This is a genomic window from Mesorhizobium sp. M0074, assembly GCF_040322975.1.
Lineage (GTDB): Bacteria > Pseudomonadota > Alphaproteobacteria > Rhizobiales > Rhizobiaceae > Mesorhizobium.
Window position 1 is genome coordinate 188,797 of sequence record NZ_JAMYUM010000007.1, and the last position, 17,254, is coordinate 206,050.

At 60.0% G+C, this 17,254-nt stretch carries 20 protein-coding genes and 1 other RNA gene; 13 read left to right on the forward strand and 8 right to left on the reverse strand.

The annotated features are described in order from the left end of the window. Positions 1 to 89: 89 nt before the first annotated feature. The 5 genes from NKJ73_RS12265 to NKJ73_RS12285 all read left to right on the forward strand — a co-directional run bounded on the left by NKJ73_RS12265 (position 90) and on the right by NKJ73_RS12285 (position 6,215). Positions 90 to 1,220, forward strand: a complete 1,131-nt coding sequence (locus NKJ73_RS12265; protein WP_023678047.1) for a branched-chain amino acid ABC transporter substrate-binding protein — start codon at positions 90 to 92, stop codon at positions 1,218 to 1,220. Between the two features lie 231 nt (positions 1,221 to 1,451). Continuing rightward, on the forward strand, positions 1,452 to 4,910 hold the full coding sequence (pyc, locus tag NKJ73_RS12270) for a pyruvate carboxylase (protein WP_352569563.1): 3,459 nt from the start codon (positions 1,452 to 1,454) through the stop codon (positions 4,908 to 4,910). Between the two features lie 161 nt (positions 4,911 to 5,071). Next, entirely contained in the window at positions 5,072 to 5,332 is a 261-nt protein-coding gene (locus NKJ73_RS12275) for a DUF2312 domain-containing protein (protein WP_023678045.1), read from the forward strand. Positions 5,333 to 5,393: 61 nt separating this feature from the next. Beyond that, positions 5,394 to 5,834, forward strand: a complete 441-nt coding sequence (locus NKJ73_RS12280; protein WP_352569564.1) for a hypothetical protein — start codon at positions 5,394 to 5,396, stop codon at positions 5,832 to 5,834. A gap of 66 nt (positions 5,835 to 5,900) precedes the next feature. Then, positions 5,901 to 6,215, forward strand: a complete 315-nt coding sequence (locus tag NKJ73_RS12285; RefSeq protein WP_023678043.1) for a hypothetical protein — start codon at positions 5,901 to 5,903, stop codon at positions 6,213 to 6,215. Between the two features lie 3 nt (positions 6,216 to 6,218). On the opposite strand, the gene msrB is transcribed toward NKJ73_RS12285, so the two are convergent. The 3 genes from msrB to NKJ73_RS12300 all read right to left on the reverse strand — a co-directional run bounded on the left by msrB (position 6,219) and on the right by NKJ73_RS12300 (position 8,745). Next, entirely contained in the window at positions 6,219 to 6,623 is a 405-nt protein-coding gene (gene msrB / locus NKJ73_RS12290; protein ID WP_352569565.1) for a peptide-methionine (R)-S-oxide reductase MsrB, read from the reverse strand. A 109-nt stretch (positions 6,624 to 6,732) separates the two neighbouring features. After that, positions 6,733 to 7,554 carry an MBL fold metallo-hydrolase gene (locus NKJ73_RS12295; protein ID WP_352569566.1) on the reverse strand — a complete coding sequence of 274 codons (822 nt, stop codon included), beginning with the start codon at positions 7,552 to 7,554 and terminating at the stop codon, positions 6,733 to 6,735. Next, complete coding sequence (locus tag NKJ73_RS12300; protein WP_352569623.1) at positions 7,555 to 8,745, reverse strand: vWA domain-containing protein; 1,191 nt, start codon at positions 8,743 to 8,745, stop codon at positions 7,555 to 7,557. A 710-nt stretch (positions 8,746 to 9,455) separates the two neighbouring features. On the opposite strand from NKJ73_RS12300, the gene NKJ73_RS12305 reads away from it, so the two are divergent. Then, positions 9,456 to 10,436: an RNA-dependent RNA polymerase family protein gene (locus NKJ73_RS12305; protein WP_352569567.1), complete on the forward strand. Its 981-nt coding sequence runs from the start codon at positions 9,456 to 9,458 to the stop codon at positions 10,434 to 10,436. Between the two features lie 15 nt (positions 10,437 to 10,451). On the opposite strand, the gene NKJ73_RS12310 is transcribed toward NKJ73_RS12305, so the two are convergent. Further along, positions 10,452 to 10,898 carry a GNAT family N-acetyltransferase gene (locus NKJ73_RS12310; protein ID WP_023678039.1) on the reverse strand — a complete coding sequence of 149 codons (447 nt, stop codon included), beginning with the start codon at positions 10,896 to 10,898 and terminating at the stop codon, positions 10,452 to 10,454. A gap of 117 nt (positions 10,899 to 11,015) precedes the next feature. Continuing rightward, entirely contained in the window at positions 11,016 to 11,855 is an 840-nt protein-coding gene (locus NKJ73_RS12315) for an AAA family ATPase (RefSeq protein ID WP_352569568.1), read from the reverse strand. Positions 11,856 to 12,030: 175 nt separating this feature from the next. On the opposite strand from NKJ73_RS12315, the gene ssrS reads away from it, so the two are divergent. The 7 genes from ssrS (at position 12,031) to NKJ73_RS12350 (ending at position 15,838) form a co-directional block, all read left to right on the forward strand. Then, a non-coding RNA gene (gene ssrS / locus NKJ73_RS12320) (6S RNA) lies at positions 12,031 to 12,186 on the forward strand. Between the two features lie 141 nt (positions 12,187 to 12,327). After that, positions 12,328 to 12,912: a 5-formyltetrahydrofolate cyclo-ligase gene (locus tag NKJ73_RS12325; protein ID WP_352569569.1), complete on the forward strand. Its 585-nt coding sequence runs from the start codon at positions 12,328 to 12,330 to the stop codon at positions 12,910 to 12,912. Positions 12,913 to 12,990: 78 nt separating this feature from the next. After that, positions 12,991 to 13,512 carry a DUF3592 domain-containing protein gene (locus tag NKJ73_RS12330; protein ID WP_352569571.1) on the forward strand — a complete coding sequence of 174 codons (522 nt, stop codon included), beginning with the start codon at positions 12,991 to 12,993 and terminating at the stop codon, positions 13,510 to 13,512. Between the two features lie 54 nt (positions 13,513 to 13,566). Beyond that, positions 13,567 to 14,391 carry a TIGR00282 family metallophosphoesterase gene (locus tag NKJ73_RS12335; RefSeq protein ID WP_023678036.1) on the forward strand — a complete coding sequence of 275 codons (825 nt, stop codon included), beginning with the start codon at positions 13,567 to 13,569 and terminating at the stop codon, positions 14,389 to 14,391. Positions 14,392 to 14,461: 70 nt separating this feature from the next. Continuing rightward, positions 14,462 to 15,229: a TerC family protein gene (locus NKJ73_RS12340; RefSeq protein ID WP_352569572.1), complete on the forward strand. Its 768-nt coding sequence runs from the start codon at positions 14,462 to 14,464 to the stop codon at positions 15,227 to 15,229. Between the two features lie 53 nt (positions 15,230 to 15,282). Then, positions 15,283 to 15,570 (forward strand): BrnT family toxin, encoded by a 288-nt coding sequence (locus NKJ73_RS12345; RefSeq protein WP_352569573.1) that lies wholly within the window; start codon positions 15,283 to 15,285, stop codon positions 15,568 to 15,570. After that, positions 15,551 to 15,838, forward strand: coding sequence for a BrnA antitoxin family protein (locus NKJ73_RS12350; RefSeq protein ID WP_352450852.1), 288 nt, complete (start codon positions 15,551 to 15,553; stop codon positions 15,836 to 15,838). The genes NKJ73_RS12345 and NKJ73_RS12350 overlap by 20 nt, the downstream gene beginning before the upstream one ends. A 42-nt stretch (positions 15,839 to 15,880) precedes the next feature. Here NKJ73_RS12350 and NKJ73_RS12355 read toward each other — a convergent pair whose 3' ends face one another. Genes NKJ73_RS12355 through NKJ73_RS12365 form a run of 3 tightly spaced genes read right to left on the reverse strand, consistent with a single transcriptional unit; the run spans position 15,881 to position 17,240 of the window. Continuing rightward, the gene (locus NKJ73_RS12355; protein ID WP_352569574.1) at positions 15,881 to 16,348 is read right to left on the reverse strand and encodes an SRPBCC family protein; all 468 of its coding nucleotides are present in this window, start codon (positions 16,346 to 16,348) and stop codon (positions 15,881 to 15,883) included. Positions 16,349 to 16,378: 30 nt separating this feature from the next. After that, positions 16,379 to 16,741 (reverse strand): VOC family protein, encoded by a 363-nt coding sequence (locus NKJ73_RS12360; RefSeq protein ID WP_352454915.1) that lies wholly within the window; start codon positions 16,739 to 16,741, stop codon positions 16,379 to 16,381. Between the two features lie 16 nt (positions 16,742 to 16,757). Next, positions 16,758 to 17,240, reverse strand: coding sequence for an SRPBCC domain-containing protein (locus tag NKJ73_RS12365; protein ID WP_352569575.1), 483 nt, complete (start codon positions 17,238 to 17,240; stop codon positions 16,758 to 16,760). Positions 17,241 to 17,254: the final 14 nt, after the last annotated feature.

The following is a 17,254-nucleotide window of genomic DNA, read 5'->3' on the forward strand; positions in this document are numbered from 1 at the left end:
GAAAATCGGCAAAGTACTCTTTCTGCGAGCAAGAGTGGGCATCGCATGAAAGCAACATCCACGCCCACTCGGTAAATGGGAGCGTTTCAATGAAAAAGTCACTTTTGTCCGCCGTCGCCCTGACCGCGCTTGTCGCGTTCAGCGGCAACGCGTGGGCTGACATCCTGATCGGCGTTGCCGGTCCGATCACCGGCCCGAACGCAGCGTTCGGCGCCCAGCTTCAGAAGGGTGCCGAACAGGCAGTCGCCGATATCAATGCGGCGGGCGGCGTTCTTGGCCAGCAGCTCAAGCTTGAAGTCGGCGACGACGTCTCCGATCCCAAGCAAGGCATCTCGGTCGCCAACAAGTTCGTCGCCGACGGCGTCAAGTATGTCGATGGCCACTTCAACTCCGGCGTCTCGATCCCGGCGTCGGAAGTCTACGCCGAGAACGGCATCCTTGAGATCACGCCGGCCGCGACCAATCCGAAGTTGACGGAACGTGGCATGTGGAACACCTTCCGCACCTGCGGACGCGACGATCAGCAGGGCAAGGTCGCTGGCGACTATCTCGCCGCGAACTTCAAGGATGCCAAGATCGCTGTCATCCATGACAAGACGCCTTATGGCCAGGGCCTCGCCGACGAAACCAAGAAGGCGCTCGCAGCCAACGGCGTGACTGAGGCCATGTATGAAGGCATCAATGTCGGCGACAAGGATTTCTCGGCCCTCATCGCCAAGATGAAGGACGCGGGCGTCTCGGTCGTCTACTATGGCGGCCTGCACACCGAAGCCGGCCTGATCATACGCCAGCTCGCTGACCAGGGCCTCAAGGCAACCTTCATGTCCGGCGACGGCATCGTGTCGAACGAATTGGCCTCCATCGCCGGCGACGCCGTCGAGGGCACGCTGATGACGTTCGCTCCGGATCCGCGCAAGAATCCGAACGCCAAGGAACTCGTCGAGAAGTTCCGTGCGGCCGGCTTCGAGCCTGAGGCCTATACCCTTTACTCCTACGCGGCGATGGAAATCATCGCGGCCGCCATCACCAAGACCGGTTCAGCCGATGACGCTCAGAAGGTAGCCGAGACCATCAAGTCGGCCGGCCCCTGGAAGACCGCGATCGGCGAGATCGGCTACGACGCGAAGGGCGATATCACCCGTCCTGACTACGTCATGTACACCTGGAAGAAGGGTGACGACGGCAAGTACACCTATGTCGAGAACGCACCCGGCAAATAACCGGACGTTGCTACATGAGAATGCCCGGCGCCTCGCGCCGGGCATTTTTTATGAGAGTTCCCGAAAGCCTGGATCGGAACTGCCCAGGCGTTCTTCGGATCGACACGCAATGTGTCAGCGCGATGGATCAAATTAAATCGGTTTAATCCTCTTTTCGATTTTGTTTGCACTGCAGCATTTTCGCGCTAATCATGTCCGGCAGTTCCCTTCCCCGCGTCCGGAGCCCTGTCCTTGGCAATCTCGAAGATCCTTGTCGCCAACCGCTCCGAAATAGCCATCCGCGTCTTCCGCGCGGCAAACGAGCTCGGCCTCAAAACCGTGGCGATCTGGGCAGAGGAGGACAAATACTCCCTGCATCGCTTCAAGGCCGACGAAAGCTACCAGGTCGGGCGCGGGCCGCATTTGGCCAGGGATATGGGGCCGATCGAAAGCTATCTGTCGATCGAGGAGGTTATCCGCGTCGCCAGGCTTTCGGGCGCCGATGCCATCCATCCAGGCTACGGCCTGCTGTCGGAAAGCCCGGAATTCGCCGAGGCCTGCGCCACGGCCGGCATCATCTTCATCGGGCCAAAGCCGGATACGATGCGCAGGCTGGGCAACAAGGTCGCTGCCCGCAATCTCGCAATCGAAGTCGGCGTGCCGGTAATTCCCGCTACCGATCCCTTGCCGGACGACATGGCGGCGGTAAAGGAACTCGCCAAGACGATCGGCTACCCGGTGATGCTCAAGGCGTCCTGGGGCGGCGGCGGCCGGGGCATGCGCGCCATCCGGTCCGAGGCCGATCTCGCCCGCGAGGTGATGGAAGGCAAGCGTGAGGCGAAGGCCGCTTTCGGCAAGGACGAGGTCTATCTCGAAAAGCTGATCGAGCGCGCGCGCCATGTCGAGGTGCAGGTGCTGGGCGACACACATGGCAACGCCGTGCACCTGTTCGAGCGCGATTGTTCGATCCAGCGTCGCAACCAGAAAGTGGTCGAGCGGGCGCCGGCGCCCTACCTCGAAATGTCACAGCGCGAGGAGCTTTGCGGCTACGCGCTGAGGATCGCGCGCGAAACCAGCTATATCGGCGCCGGCACGGTCGAGTTCCTACAGGATGCCGATACCGGAAAATTCTATTTCATCGAGGTCAATCCGCGTATCCAGGTCGAGCACACCGTCACCGAACAGGTGACCGGCATCGACATCGTCAAGGCGCAGATCCACATCCTCGACGGCTTTGCCATCGGCACAGCGGAATCGGGCGTGCCGGCGCAGAAGGACATCAGGCTCAACGGCCACGCGCTGCAGTGCCGCATCACCACCGAAGACCCCGAGCATAATTTCATCCCCGATTATGGCCGCATCACCGCCTATCGCGGCGCCACCGGCTTCGGTATCCGCCTTGATGGCGGCACCGCCTATTCGGGCGCGGTCATCACCCGCTTCTACGATCCGCTGCTGGAAAAGGTGACGGCGTGGGCGCCGACGCCGGCCGAGACCATCGCCCGCATGAACCGGGCGCTGCGCGAATTCCGCATCCGCGGCGTGGCGACCAACCTCACGTTCCTCGAGGCGATCATCAATCACCCGAGCTTCGCCGACAATTCCTACACCACCAAGTTCATCGACACGACGCCGGAACTGTTCGCCAGTGTGAAGCGGCAGGACCGCGCGACCAAGCTGCTCAACTACCTTGCCGACGTTTCGGTCAATGGTCATCCCGAGACGCGCGGCCGGCCGCAGCCAAAGGCCGATGCGGCGCCACCGGTGGTGCCATATCTCAACGGCAATGTGCCTCAAGGCAGCAAGCAGAAGCTCGACGTGCTCGGGCCGGAGAAATTCGCCGCGTGGATGCGCGAGCAAAGAGAGGTGCTGGTCACCGACACGACAATGCGCGACGGGCATCAGTCGCTGCTCGCGACGCGTATGCGCACCTATGACATCGCCGGAATTGCCGGCACCTATGCGCGCGCTCTGCCGCAGCTTCTGTCGCTCGAATGCTGGGGCGGCGCCACATTCGACGTCGCCATGCGCTTTCTCACCGAAGACCCATGGGAGCGGCTGTCGCTGGTGCGCGAGGCAGCACCCAACCTTCTTCTGCAGATGCTTCTGCGCGGCGCCAATGGGGTTGGCTATACCAACTATCCCGACAACGTCGTCCAGCATTTCGTCCACCAGGCCGCTGCCGGCGGCATCGACCTGTTCCGCGTCTTCGACTGCCTGAACTGGGTCGAGAACATGCGCGTCGCCATGGATGCGGTCGGCGCCGAGGGCAGACTGATCGAAGCGGCGATCTGTTATACCGGTGACATACTCGATCCGGCGCGGGCCAAATACGATCTGAAATACTATGTCGGCCTGGCCAGGGAATTGCAGGCGGCAGGCGCCCATATCATCGCCGTCAAGGACATGGCTGGGCTTCTAAAGCCGAGCGCTGCCCGCGTGCTGTTCAAGGCACTGCGCGAGGCGACGGACCTGCCGATCCACTTCCACACCCACGACACATCCGGCCTGTCGGCGGCAACCGTGCTGGCGGCGGTGGAGAGCGGCGTCGACGCCATCGACGCGGCGATGGATTCGCTATCCGGCAACACCTCGCAGCCGTGTCTCGGTTCGATCGTGGAGGCGCTGAAGGGCACCGAGCGCGATCCGGGCCTCGACCCGCAGTGGATCAGGAACATCTCGTTCTACTGGGAGGCGGTGCGCAACCAGTATTCAGCCTTCGAAAGCGACCTGAAGGGGCCGGCATCGGAGGTCTATCTGCACGAAATGCCGGGCGGTCAGTTCACCAACCTCAAGGAACAGGCGCGCTCGCTCGGGCTGGAGACACGCTGGCACGAAGTGGCGCAGACCTATCAGGACGTCAATCTGATGTTCGGCGACATCGTCAAGGTGACGCCGTCGTCCAAGGTCGTCGGCGACATGGCGCTGATGATGGTGAGCCAGGACCTGACCGTCGCCGACGTCGAGAATCCGGCGAGGGACATCGCCTTCCCGGATTCGGTGGTGTCGATGTTGCGCGGCGATCTCGGCCAGTCGCCGGGCGGCTGGCCAAAGCCATTGCAGAAGAAGGTGCTGAAGGGCGAAAAGCCGATCACGGTGCGGCCGGGTTCGCTGCTCAAACCGGCGGACCTCAAGGCCAGTCGCACGGAGGTCGAGGAAAAGCTCGAGCGCAAGCTCAGTGAGTTCGAGTTCGCGTCGTGGCTGATGTATCCGAAGGTGTTTTCCGATTTTGCCGCCGCGCAGGAGACCTACGGGCCGGTCAGCGTGCTGCCGACGCCGACCTATTTCTACGGCATGAAGCCGGAAGACGAGATTTTCGTCGACATCGAAAAAGGCAAGACGCTGGTGGTGCGCTGCCTTGCCATCGGCGATGTCGACGAAAAGGGCATGGTCACCGTGTTCTTCGAGCTCAACGGGCAGCCGCGCCGGGTGAAGGTGCCGGACCGGGCGCATGGCGCCTCCGCCGCCAAGGCACGGCGCAAGGCGGAGCCGGGCAATGAGGCGCATGTCGGCGCGCCGATGCCTGGCGTCGTCTCGGCGCTTGCGGTGGCTGCCGGCCAGCCGGTGAAGGCGGGTGACGTGCTGCTGTCGATCGAAGCGATGAAGATGGAAACGGCGCTGCATGCCGAACGCGACGGCACCATAGCCGAGGTGCTGGTCAAGGCCGGCGACCAGATCGATGCCAAGGATCTGCTGATCGCGTTCGGGTGAAATAGGCCGGCATCAGACAGCCTTGTCGGCGCCTGGCAGCAACCCTTCATGCCGCATCGATAGCACCTTGACCCGCCGCGCCCGGTCGGGCATCGAACCGCTGCAATTCGCCGCTCGGGTCACCCCGAGTCGCGGTGAGAAAACGACGCGGAGAGAAGACTATGGCCGACGACATCATCGAGACCAGCCAGACTGTTGCCGCCGGCCAGCTGCGCGCCTTCATCGAACGCATCGAGCGGCTCGAGGAAGAGAAAAAGACGATTGCCGACGACATCAAGGAAGTGTTCGCAGAGGCCAAGGGCACCGGCTTCGACACCAAGGCGATGCGGTCGATTATCCGGCTGCGCAAGAAGGACCAGGCCGAGCGGCAGGAAGAGGAATCCATCCTCGATCTGTACAAGGCTGCGCTCGGCATGGTGTAAAGGCCGGCCTCGGCGCCGGAGACGATCGCGGGAGAAGCGGTTCTGACCATGGATTCCAGCCATGAGCGAATTCGATTTTGGCGCCCGCCGCGCCTCTGAATTCCGCCAACGCAGCTTCTGGACGCTGTTCGCGGAACGGCATCCGGATGAAAGGGCTCTGCTGGCGAGGCGCGGACCGTGGTTCTGGCAGCGTGGGCTGCCCGATTTCGCATTGGTCCTTTCCATGTACGTCGCGCCTGCGCAGAATCATGTCGGCGTCTTCTTCGGCCGCAACGAGAAGTTCGGTGCCACGCAAGCCTGGTCGCGGTTGAAGCCGTTCCAGCCGGCCATCGAAGACAGGCTGAAGCTCAGGCCAGAACAAAGTTGCGACGGCCTCGGCATCAATTCGATGTGGCGGGTGAATTGTCTTGCCGAAGACAATTGGCCGGCGATGACCGACTGGCTGGTGACGGAAGCCTCGCGTTTCGAGCGCGCGATTGCCGAAGTTCTGGGTCAGGAATAAAGCAGGGTTTCCAGACGCAATCCTTAGAATCGCTCTGGTGAGCAGAGCGAGGGAGCCGGTCGATCGATGACGATCATGTCGCGCGTTGCCGCCTTCTTCCGCTCACGCTGGTTCGGCGGCGTGCCGCTCGATCGGCTGTTCTGGCGCGACCTGGTCGTTGTCGGCACAGCGATCAACGTCGCGTCGTCGGTGGCGGCACTCATTCTGCTCGGGCTGAAGCTGCCGCTTGCGCTAGTCCTGGCGGTGCATTTCGCGCCGGTGCCCTACAATATCTTCCTGACCTTTGCCGTTTGGCGAACTGCCGGAAAATCGAGTGGCGTCATGGCCTCGCTGATGACGCTTGGCGCCACGTTGTGGCTGATCCTGGTGGTTGTGGCCTGACGATCAGGCGGCCGGATCGAATTTGAGCGCCACGCCGTTGATGCAATAGCGCAGACCGGTCGGCGGCGGGCCGTCGTCGAAGACATGGCCGAGATGGCTGCCGCAGCGGGCGCAATGGCACTCGGTGCGGACCATGCCATAGCTGCGGTCGACGGTGGTCTCGAGCGAACCCGGCACTGGGTCGTTGAAGCTCGGCCAACCGGTGCCGCTCTCGAATTTCAGCTTGGATTCAAACAAGGGCTGGTCGCAGCCGACGCAGGAGAAGGTGCCGGCGCGCTTCTCGTGCAGCAGGGCGCAGCTTCCCGGCCGCTCGGTGCCGTGGTTGCGCATCACCGCATATTGCTCGGGCGTCAGCCGGGCGCGCCATTCGGCATCGGTGCGGGTAACGGGGTAGGTGTGGCTGTCCATTTTTTCCTCTTAGCTTATCTCGCTATTTGGGTTGCCTTCCCAACTTCGCCTGAAATAGGCATTTGTTACGGCGTTTGCCCGTATTTCCAATCCCGTTGCAAAGAATTCCTCAGGCGATGGCCGCGAGATAGCGCGCAACCGATGCTGAAAATGCCGCCTTTGCATCTCCGATGACGTTCTGGTTCCACCATGCGCCGTAGATATGGTCGAACGCGAAAGGCTCCAGCGCGGCCTTGATGCCGTGCACCTTCGTCGCGTTGAGCGGGATATAGTTCGGATAGCTGTACATGAAGCTGACATGACGGCGGGTCGGCGTCACCTGCAGGATGTCGCCGGCCAGGATGGCATTGCCGGCATCGCGCTTCCAGTGCAGCACCTGGCCACCGGCAAAGTGGCCGCCGCAGCGGATGAGCGTCAGCGACGGGTTTATGGCGCGCATCTCGCCCTCCCAACTGATGATTGCCGGATGCGGCCGCATGATCCACTGACGATCATCGGCGTGCAGATAAATCGGCACGCCGCCAAACGCCGCGCTCCATTCGACCATTGCCGAATAATAATGGCCGTGCGAAATGGCGATGGCGGCCAGGCCGCCCCGGCGGTTGATCTCCGCCACCGCCTCGTCGCTGACCATCGAGATACAGTCCCACAGCACATTGCCGTGCGGCGTTTGCGCCAGCAATGCGCGCTGGCCGATAGCGAAGCGCGGCTCGATGCCGAAGGCGAGCACGCCGGCGTCATCCCTCATCATGATCCGATGGCCGGCGGCGAGCTCTTCCGGCGTGATCCAGGCCTGGCCCTCCCAGCGCACATATTGCCGCTCGTCCTCGCAGATCGGGCAATGTCGCGGCGGCGTCGCTGTTGCCGCGAACTGGACACCGCATTGCAGGCAAAGGAAACAGGTCGACCGTCCTGTTTTGCGTGGATCCATTCAGTGCTTCCTTGAAAGTTGCTTCGTCGCGGCTTCGAGGCCGGCGAGCGTCAGCGGAAACATGCGGCCGCCAAAGATATCGCGGATCATGGCAATCGAATGGGTATAGCCCCAGTTCTTCGCGCCTTCCGGATTGAGCCAAATGGCGTTCGGCCATTGCTGCAGCAGCCGGCCGAGCCAGACGGCACCGGCCTCCTTGTTCCAGTGCTCGACCGAGCCGCCGGGATGGGCGATCTCATAGGGGCTCATCGAGGCGTCGCCGACGACGATCACCTTGTAGTCGGGGCCATATTTATGCAGGAGATCGAAGGTCGGAATCACCTCGGCATGGCGGCGGCGATTGTCCTTCCACACGCCTTCGTAGAGGCAGTTGTGGAAGTAGAAATATTCGAGCTGGCGGAATTCGGCGCGGGCAGCCGAAAACAGCTCCTCGACGCTCCTGATGTGGTCATCCATCGAGCCGCCAACATCGAAGAACATCAGAAGCTTGACCGCATTGCGACGTTCGGGTTGTGTCTTAACGTCAAGATAACCGTGTTCGGCGGTGGCGTGGATGGTGCCGGACAGGTCGAATTCCTCTTCGGCGCCTTCGCGCACCCAGCGGCGCAAGCGCTTCAGCGCGACCTTGATGTTGCGGGTGCCGAGTTCGACGGCATCGTCGAAATTCCTGAACTCGCGCCTGTCCCAGACTTTTACCGCGCGGCGGTTGCGGCTCTCGTGCTGGCCGATGCGCACGCCTTCGGGATTGTAGCCATAGGCGCCGAAGGGCGAGGTGCCGCCGGTGCCGATCCATTTCGAACCGCCCTGATGCCGGCCCTTTTGCTCCTCCAACCGCTTCTTCAGCGTCTCCATCAGCTTTCCGAAGCCGCCCAGCGCCTCGACAAGTTTTTTTTCCTCGTCGGAGAGGTGCTTTTCAGCGAGCCTCCGCAGCCATTCCTCCGGGATGTTTGCGACATCGACCGCGTTTTCGCCAGCCAGCGCCTCGACACCTTTGAAGATGTGCGAAAAGACCTGGTCGAAGCGGTCGATGTGGCGCTCGTCCTTCACCAGAGCGGCGCGGGCGAGATAGTAAAAGCCCTCGACATCATAGTCGACCAGCCCGGCCTCCAGCCCCTCCAGCAGCGACAGATATTCGCGGAGCGAGACCGGAACCCGCGCTGCCTTCAGTTCGAGGAAGAAGGGGATGAACATGAAAATGAATGTATTAGATTGAATGCTGGCTGTCATTTACGATAACCTCGAACGAGGCTATCCGGTTATAGGGCATTTTGTCGTGAATTCATGTCTTTGAGAAGAACCCTACTGAGCAAAGGCCTTTTCCCTGAAACCCTTCCGCCTTGCTTCGATAGTGCGGACTTAAATAGATCTCTAATTGGATTGGTGGGAGAGCTTAATACTAGAAAATTTTATAAAAAGCGGTCCACCGCCTATATTCGGTATGTCGGCACGAAACACGATCGAAATCGTCGGGCTTATGCGACGCCAAATCCTATAACGTACTTTAGTATTTGTGAGTTTGTCTCTGCAAACTGGAAAAAGTTTGAAAAACAATTCAACCTTTCTCCATATAGCCTGAGTAGCCCAAAGATTGGGGGCAAGGATGACGATCGATCCGTCATAGTAGCCTCTCTCAGCGAGTTATCAGACCAGACCGCTAAGCGAATTAGATACGCTCCATACATCCTTAAGACTGACATATCTCAGTATTTTTCCAGCATATACAGGCACTCAATACCGTGGATCGCGCATGGGACAGAGGCGTCTAAGCTGGATAGGGACCCAAAATCAAAGAAAAATAGGTTCAATGCACTCGACTGGTTCGTGCAGCAATCTCAAAGGGAGCAGACGCGCGGTATTCTAATTGGCCCGGACGCATATCGTTTGATAGCCGAATTCATTGGATGTCAGATAGACAAAGCCTTAACGAGCGAGCTCAGCATCTAATTGTCGGGGCCATTCGGCATGTCGATGATTTTTATATTGGAGTTAGAAGCGAGTCTGACGCCAGCGTTGTCTTATCTCATCTAAGAGAGGTATTGCTGGACTATGAATTGCAACTTAACGATCCAAAAACCGGAATTTTGAACGGCCTGTCTCCAATTGACGACCTGTGGGCACAAAGATTACGAGGGTTCGGTGTTGAAAAGTGGGGGGAGCTTGAATCGGATAAGGTAGCATACCTGCTCGACAGTTCCTATCAGATGTCAAAGGACATGGGCTCCGAAAGCCCCCTTAAAATCGCTTTACGAAAACTAGATAAAGCGAAAGTTTACAAGAAAGATACATGGAACATAATAGAGCCAAAGCTTCAAAGAATAGTTCAGCATTTCCCGCATTCAATATATTATGCATTTTTACTTGTAGCAAAGCGTTATGCTATTGGTGAAGATTTAGATGTGGACGGCTGGTCAGAGGTCATATCGACGTTAATCGCAAAGCATTCGTCTTATAGCCATCATCATGAAATTGTTTGGTGCCTTTGGCTCCTTTTTACGTGCGGCCTTAAGCATAGCAAGGATCTTATAGAGAGAACCGGCAAGCTGGAAAATGCTCATATTAGAGCGATAATAATTGCCGCGTATGGCGACGGCAGATGCCTTTATGGTCCTGGAATCAATTTGGGCGCTCGATTGCCATCTGACGATCAAAATTGGCTATCTGCGATTGTTTCCCGGACTTCTGGTGTTTCTAAGGCGCCTTTTGGCGGATCATTGGCGCCAGAATTTGAGCATCTGTCGGATCGAAACCTCCGGTTAATCGATTTTGAGAAGCATATCGAGGCTGTCCGTGTAAACAAGGTGCGGGCGATTAGCCGCTCTCGCTACGGCTATGACGACGATGACGATGATGTTGATTTTGACATCGATGATCTAGAATTTTGACAGTATGCGCTCTCATCACAACAGATCGTATTCGATGAAGCCGGTCCTGCGCGCCACGTGGTCGTAGAGCTTGCGTGCGGTGGTGTTGGTCTCGTGGGTCATCCAGTAGACGTTCTTGACGCCGATCTTGCCGGCTTCCTGCTTGACCGCTTCGATCAGGGCGGCGCCGACGCCCTTGCCGCGCACATCGGGGTCGGCGAACAGGTCCTGCAGATAACAGTTGTTTATCTGCGACCAGCAGGAGCGATGGTAGAGATAGTGCGTCAGGCCGACGGCCTTGCCGTCGAGGGTGGCGATGAAACCCTTCGGCTCGAACTCGCCCGCCGTGAACAGCCGCTTCCAGGTGACGGCGTAAACCTCTTCCGGCAGCTTGGTTTCGTAAAAGGTGAGGTAGGCGGTCCACAGACGCCGCCAGTTGGTATGGTCGGATTGCGCCAATGGGCGGACGGTGATCTCGGTCATTTCGTTTCCCTCTGAACTCGGCAACCCGAAGCTGCCTCCGTGCCCGGCTAGAGGCAACGGTCCAGCACCGGGAAAGCGCTGTCCGGTGACTTCGTGGGCTTCCGGCCGACCGGCCCCTCACCCCTGCCGTCTCGCCATGAAAGCCAGGCGCTCGAACAGATGCACGTCCTGTTCGTTCTTCAGCAAGGCGCCGTGCAGTTTCGGCAGCGCGTTCTTCGGGTCGGCGCGCAGGTCTTCGGGCGCGATGTCGTCGGCGACCAGCAGGCGGATCCAGTCGAGTGCCTCGGAGGTCGACGGCTTCTTCTTGAGGCCCGGCACGTCACGGATTTCATAGAATTGCGTGAGTGCGGCGCGCACCAGGTTCTGCTTGATGCCGGGATAGTGCACGTCGACGATTTTGTGCAGCGTCTCGACGTCGGGAAAGCGGATGTAGTGGAAGAAGCAGCGGCGCAGGAAGGCGTCCGGCAGCTCTTTTTCGTTGTTGGAGGTGATGATGACGATCGGCCGGACGGTGGCACGGATGGTCTCGCCGGTCTCGTAGACGAAGAACTCCATCCGATCCAGTTCCTGCAACAGATCGTTGGGGAACTCGATATCGGCCTTGTCGATCTCGTCGATCAGAAGCACGACTTTCTTGCCGGCAGCAAAGGCGTCCCACAGCTTGCCGCGCTTGATGTAATTGCGGATGTCGTTGAAGCGCTCGTCGCCGAGTTGGCTGTCGCGCAGCCGCGAGACGGCATCATATTCATAGAGGCCCTGCTGCGCCCGCGTGGTCGATTTGACGTGCCATTCGATCAGATCCAGGCCGAGCGCCGCCGCCACCTGGCGGGCAAGTTCGGTCTTGCCGGTACCGGGCTCGCCCTTGACCAGCAACGGCCGCTCCAGCGCGATCGCCGCGTTGACCGCCACCATCAGATCCTTGTCGGCAACATAGGCTGCCGTGCCTTCGAAACGCATTTTTGCTCCCGGGTTCATCGCGCGACCCTAAGGACGCGGCCTTCGCTGTGCAAGGCGCCGCTGGCAAAGCGGGGATCTTGCCGGCGCGACCTCGTCGAGCGGTTCTGCGTCGATTTAAGACTCGAAACATGTCGTCTCTCTGGCGCTTGGTCTGCCGTCTGCCTATATTGGCGGAGACGGTCTGCGCTTCCCGGCAGGAGAACATTTTCCCCGGGGCCTTAATGATCCCTAGGGAGCTGTCCCTGGGAAGACCCGTGGGTTTTCTCATACGGCGCCCACCTACTTTGTAGGTTCCCGGGATCGCTCTCTCCACCGGTTGTGTGGATCGTCACCTATCGAAAAGGCCATGTCTGGCGGATCTTGTCGTCGCGCCGCTTTGTGCGGTGCTCTCACGAACGAAAAGTTCGCCCCGCTCCTCCAAAACGTCGCTCGTAAAACTCCATTCAAATCTGACCTTTTCTAGCGTCGGCGCATGACATCCCCAAAAGACCTGAAAAAAAATCTCCGCAACCAAGCCCTCGGGCGCCGCGACGCGCTCGATCCTTTCTGGCGGGTGGAGGCAGCACTCGAAATGGCCGAGACGGCGCGCGACCGGATCACGGTCGAGCCGGGCCAGATCGTCTCAGGCTTCTGGCCGATGCGCTCGGAAGTCGACGTCCGGCCGCTGATGTTTGCCTTGCGCGAGAAGGGGGCAAGGCTCTGCCTGCCGGCCATTCTGGACAAGACCACCATCGTCTTTCGCGAGCTGGTGCGTGGCGCGCCGATGATCGACATGGGCTTCGGCACCGTCGGGCCGCATGAGGAAGCCGAGGTACTCGACCCCCAGGTCATGCTGGTGCCGCTCGCCGCCTTCGATGCGCGCGGCCACCGCATCGGTTACGGCGCCGGCTATTACGACCGGGCGATCGCGCGGCTGGCCGACAAGGGGCAGCAGCCGCGGCTGATCGGCATTGCCTTCGACTGCCAGGAGGTGGCCCTGGTGCCGGACGAGCCGCATGACGTGATCATTCCGGAAATACTCACCGAGAGCGGGTTGCGCCGGTTCGGTATCCCTTAAAATGTTCCGATCCGCTTAACGCGTTTCCAAGACATATCAGGATAGTGTTTCTGCAATACAATCCGGGTCGATGGCGCGATGGCTTTTGTCTTTATGCGATTCCTCTTGATGCCGTTCGCCCTGATCGCGGTAGCGCTGTTTGCGATGGGATTGCACGTCATCGGGACCACGCTGCATCACAAAGCCGCCTGGCATCAGACGGTCGCCACGGTGACGGATGTCGATCCCTACACCGAAACGCAGGAAAACGGCCTCACCACGGATGGCATCGATGTCGCCGTCACCTATGTGGTCAACGACGCGCCGATGACCTGGTCCGGAAAGGGAAAAATTATCGGTCTTTACAGTGCGTCCATGGGCGACAAGGTAGAATTGTACTACGACCCTGCCGATCCATCGAACCTCGATACCGCCGCAATGAAAGGCTGGCGTGGCGGGCTGTTGCTGCTTGTCGTCACCGGCGGTTTCATCGCCTTCTACGTCTGGTTCTTCTGGCTACGCGGACGGAATCCGCCGTCGCCTATGACGCCATCGCCCGTTCGCGCAGCGGGCGCGAGCGCAAAGCCGCAACGGCAGCGCGCCACTTTCGGCCGACATTAGAACCAATCGCGGGTACCGCTTGCCTAGCGTCCATGGCTCTGGATAGAAGTGCGCATGAGACTTCTCTTTCTCGGCGACATGGTCGGCAAGACAGGACGTACGGCGGTGTGGGAACAGCTGCCCGGCCTGATTTCGGATTTCAAGCTCGACTTCGTCATCGTCAATGGCGAGAACGCCGCCGGAGGCTTCGGCATCACCGAGGAAATTTTTCGTGAGACGATCTCGGCCGGCGCCGATGTCGTCACCACCGGCAACCACGTCTGGGACCAGCGCGATGCGCTGATTTTCGCGCCGCGCGAAGAGCGCTTCCTGCGTCCGTCCAATTTCCCCAAGGGTACGCCGGGGCGCGGCTCAGGCGTCTACATCGCCAGGAACGGCGCGCGCGTGCTGGTCGCCAACATCATGGGCCGGGTGTTCATGCATCCCGAGCTCGACGATCCGTTCCAGGCCGGCGAGCGCGAACTTGCCGCTTGTCCGCTTGGCGAGCAGGCCGATGCGATCGTCATCGATTTCCATGCCGAGGCGACCTCGGAAAAAATGTGCTTCGCTCATTTCGTCGACGGCCGTGCCAGCCTTGTTGTCGGCACCCATACGCATCAGCCGACCGGCGATCACCAGATCCTCAATGGCGGCACCGGTTATATTTCCGATGCCGGCATGTGCGGCGATTACGATTCCTCGCTCGGCATGGACAAGGAGGAGCCGCTCAACCGGTTCTTGTCCAAGGTGCCGAAAGGCCGCTTCGAGGCGTCGACCGGACCGGCGACATTGTGCGGCGTCGGCGTCGACATTTCCGACCGTAGCGGCCTGACCGAACGGATCGCGCCGTTTCGCCGCGGCCCGCGGCTGGAGGAAACGGCTCCATCCTTCTGGTCGTGACATTGATATAGACGCTTGCAATACCCAATTGCCGGCGAAACTGCTCTAGATCGTAGAGGGGACGACCTCCATGCAGCTAGTCGAATTCCTGGCGCCGCATCTCGCCTTTGTCTCCGACCCGACGGCATGGGTCGCGCTGCTGACGCTGATCGTGCTGGAAGTCGTGCTCGGCATCGACAATCTGATCTTCATCTCGATCCTGACCAACAAATTGCCGGTAGCGCAGCGGGCCCGCGCCCGGCGGCTCGGCATCTCGGCCGCGCTGGTGATGCGGCTGATCCTGCTGGCCACCATCTCGATCATCGTCCAACTGACGACGCCGATATTCACCGCCTTCGGCCACGGGTTTTCATGGCGCGACCTGATCCTGATCGCCGGCGGCCTGTTTCTCGTCTGGAAGGCGACCAAGGAGATCCACCACACGGTCGATCTCGATGATCACCAGGACACCATGATGGGCGAGACGCTGCAGCTTTCGCTGGCCGGCGCGATTTTCCAGATATTGCTGCTCGACCTCGTCTTCTCGATCGACTCGATCATCACCGCCGTCGGCATGACCGACGAAATCGCGATCATGTACATCGCGGTGATCGTGGCGGTGAGCGTGATGATGCTGGCGGCCGGGCCGCTGGCCGATTTCATCGCCAGGAACCCCAGCATCGTCATGCTGGCGCTCGGCTTCCTGCTGATGATCGGCATGACGCTGATCGCCGACGGCATGGGTTACCACGTGCCGAAAGGCTACATCTACGCCGCCATGGGTTTTTCGGCCTTGGTCGAAGGGCTCAACATGCTGGCTCGGCGGCGGAAGAAGGCAAAGGGCGGGGGCGGGCATTGACTTGACTCTTACAGAATTGTGCGTACAATTTTGTAAATAACGGTGCCGCCATATTGCGATTTGAATGGGATCCCGAGAAGGCCAAGCGCAACCGTGCCAAGCATGGTGTTGCGTTCGATCTCGCCGAAGATGTCTTCAAGGATCCGCTTCATCTGATTGTGCCTGACCGGTTTGAAGATGGCGAGCAAAGGTGGCATGCGATCGGGATGATCCAAGGGCTGGTGGTACTGCTCGTTGTTCACACTTATCCCGATCTCGAAGATGAGGAACGAATTCGGATTGTCGGTGCCCGGAAAGCAACGCCGCATGAAAGGAGGCGCTATGAGCAGGAAGGAACTTAGCCAAGATCAGCGCAACCAGCTCGCCAATTTGGCAGATTTGCCTGACAGCGAAATTGACACGTCCGACATTCCGGAAACTTCGGCCGAGAATTGGGTTCATGCTCGCCGAGGGCACCTCTACCGGCCACTAAAGCAGCCGGTGACCATTCGGCTTGACGCTGATGTGCTGTCCTGGTTCAAGGAGCATGTCGAAGGCGGTGGCTATCAAACGGAGATCAACCGCGTGCTCCGCCGTCATGTGCTAGAGCAGGAAAAGCGGCGTTCCTGAGCATTCGCGGTCTGTTGCCAGCCGATCTTGGCTCGCCGTTACTTAATTTGCTGGAACGTCCTTCGGGTGGCGGTCGCCGATCAGGCCGAGCATCACGCCTTGCTCCAGCCACGCCTTGGCGCCGGCGAGCACCAGCGCAAAACCGCCGGTCGAGCCGATCGCCTGCTTGACCTGCTCATCGGGGCTGCCGACAAAGCCGGAATTGCGGACCTCGACAAAGGTCGTGCCGCCCGGCATCTCGGCGAAAGTCCACACTACGGTGGTCGGCGGATCGCTCCATTGCATGACGATCTTCTTGTTATCGACGATCTCACTGACATTGACCGTCGTCGAGACGCCATACATGCGCCATTCCCAACTGATTTCCTTGCCGCTGTCCAACCTGTCGCTGCCATGGGTGAACCAGAATTTCGTCGTGATCGCCGGATCGACGAAGGCTTCGAATACGTCGGCGACCGGCCGCCTTATCAGCATGCCGGCTTCGGCGGTCGGTGTTTCACGGATTTTCATAGCGTCCTCCTTTCCACGGCGCCGCCCTGTTCACCAGGCATCGGGTTCGCGCACGAGGTGAATGATGTTGGCCGGATTGGTGATCCAGCCGCCGCGAAAGCCTTCACCCAGTGCCTCAATGGCATCGCAGCGCACGACGCCGGCCTTGGCGAGATGGTCCGCAGCGCCTGGAAAATCATCGGTGAACAGTTCCAGCCAGATCTCGGCCTGGCTAAGCGTCGGCGCTTCGTCGATCCACAGGCGATTGGGGCCGAGTTCGAAGCCGACGGCCGGCGGCTTGGCCGTGAATGGCTTCAGGCCGATGACGTCGCGATAGAAGGCGATCGTCGCCTGGTATTGATGCGGCGGGACTTTCATGGCGATGTTGATGCCGCCGGTGATCTTCGCGGTCATTCTTACTCCATTGCTCTCAGATGTTGTTCTCGTTAGCCGGCTCGCCCTTCATCTCGCTGCGGTAATAGCCGTCGCGCAGATTGATGCCGTATTCGACATAGGCCTTCATGCAGGCCAGCATCTGCGACCAGCCCTCGCAATTGAGGTAGGATTTCTTCAGGCCGACCGCGTTCTCGTGCCAGCCGGTTTCGGCGATGGTGACGAAGGTGCCGCCATCGTCGAGCGGCTCGAAATTCATCTCGATGCGGGTCTTGTAGGCTGGCTTGCCGTCGGCGTCGGTGGCATCCCAGCGCAGCACGATGCGGCTGTCCTTGGCCACCTCCTCTACCTCGACGGGAACCTTGCCCCACCAGATGACGGTGGCGCCCGCCACCAGCAGTGCGCTGGCGCCGCCGATCGTGGTGAAGTAGCCGCTGAGTTTCTTCGGATTGACGACCGCATCGAAGACTTCGGCGACGGGTTTGCCGATGCGGCCAGAAACCCTGAATCCAAGAGACATATCCACAGCTCCTT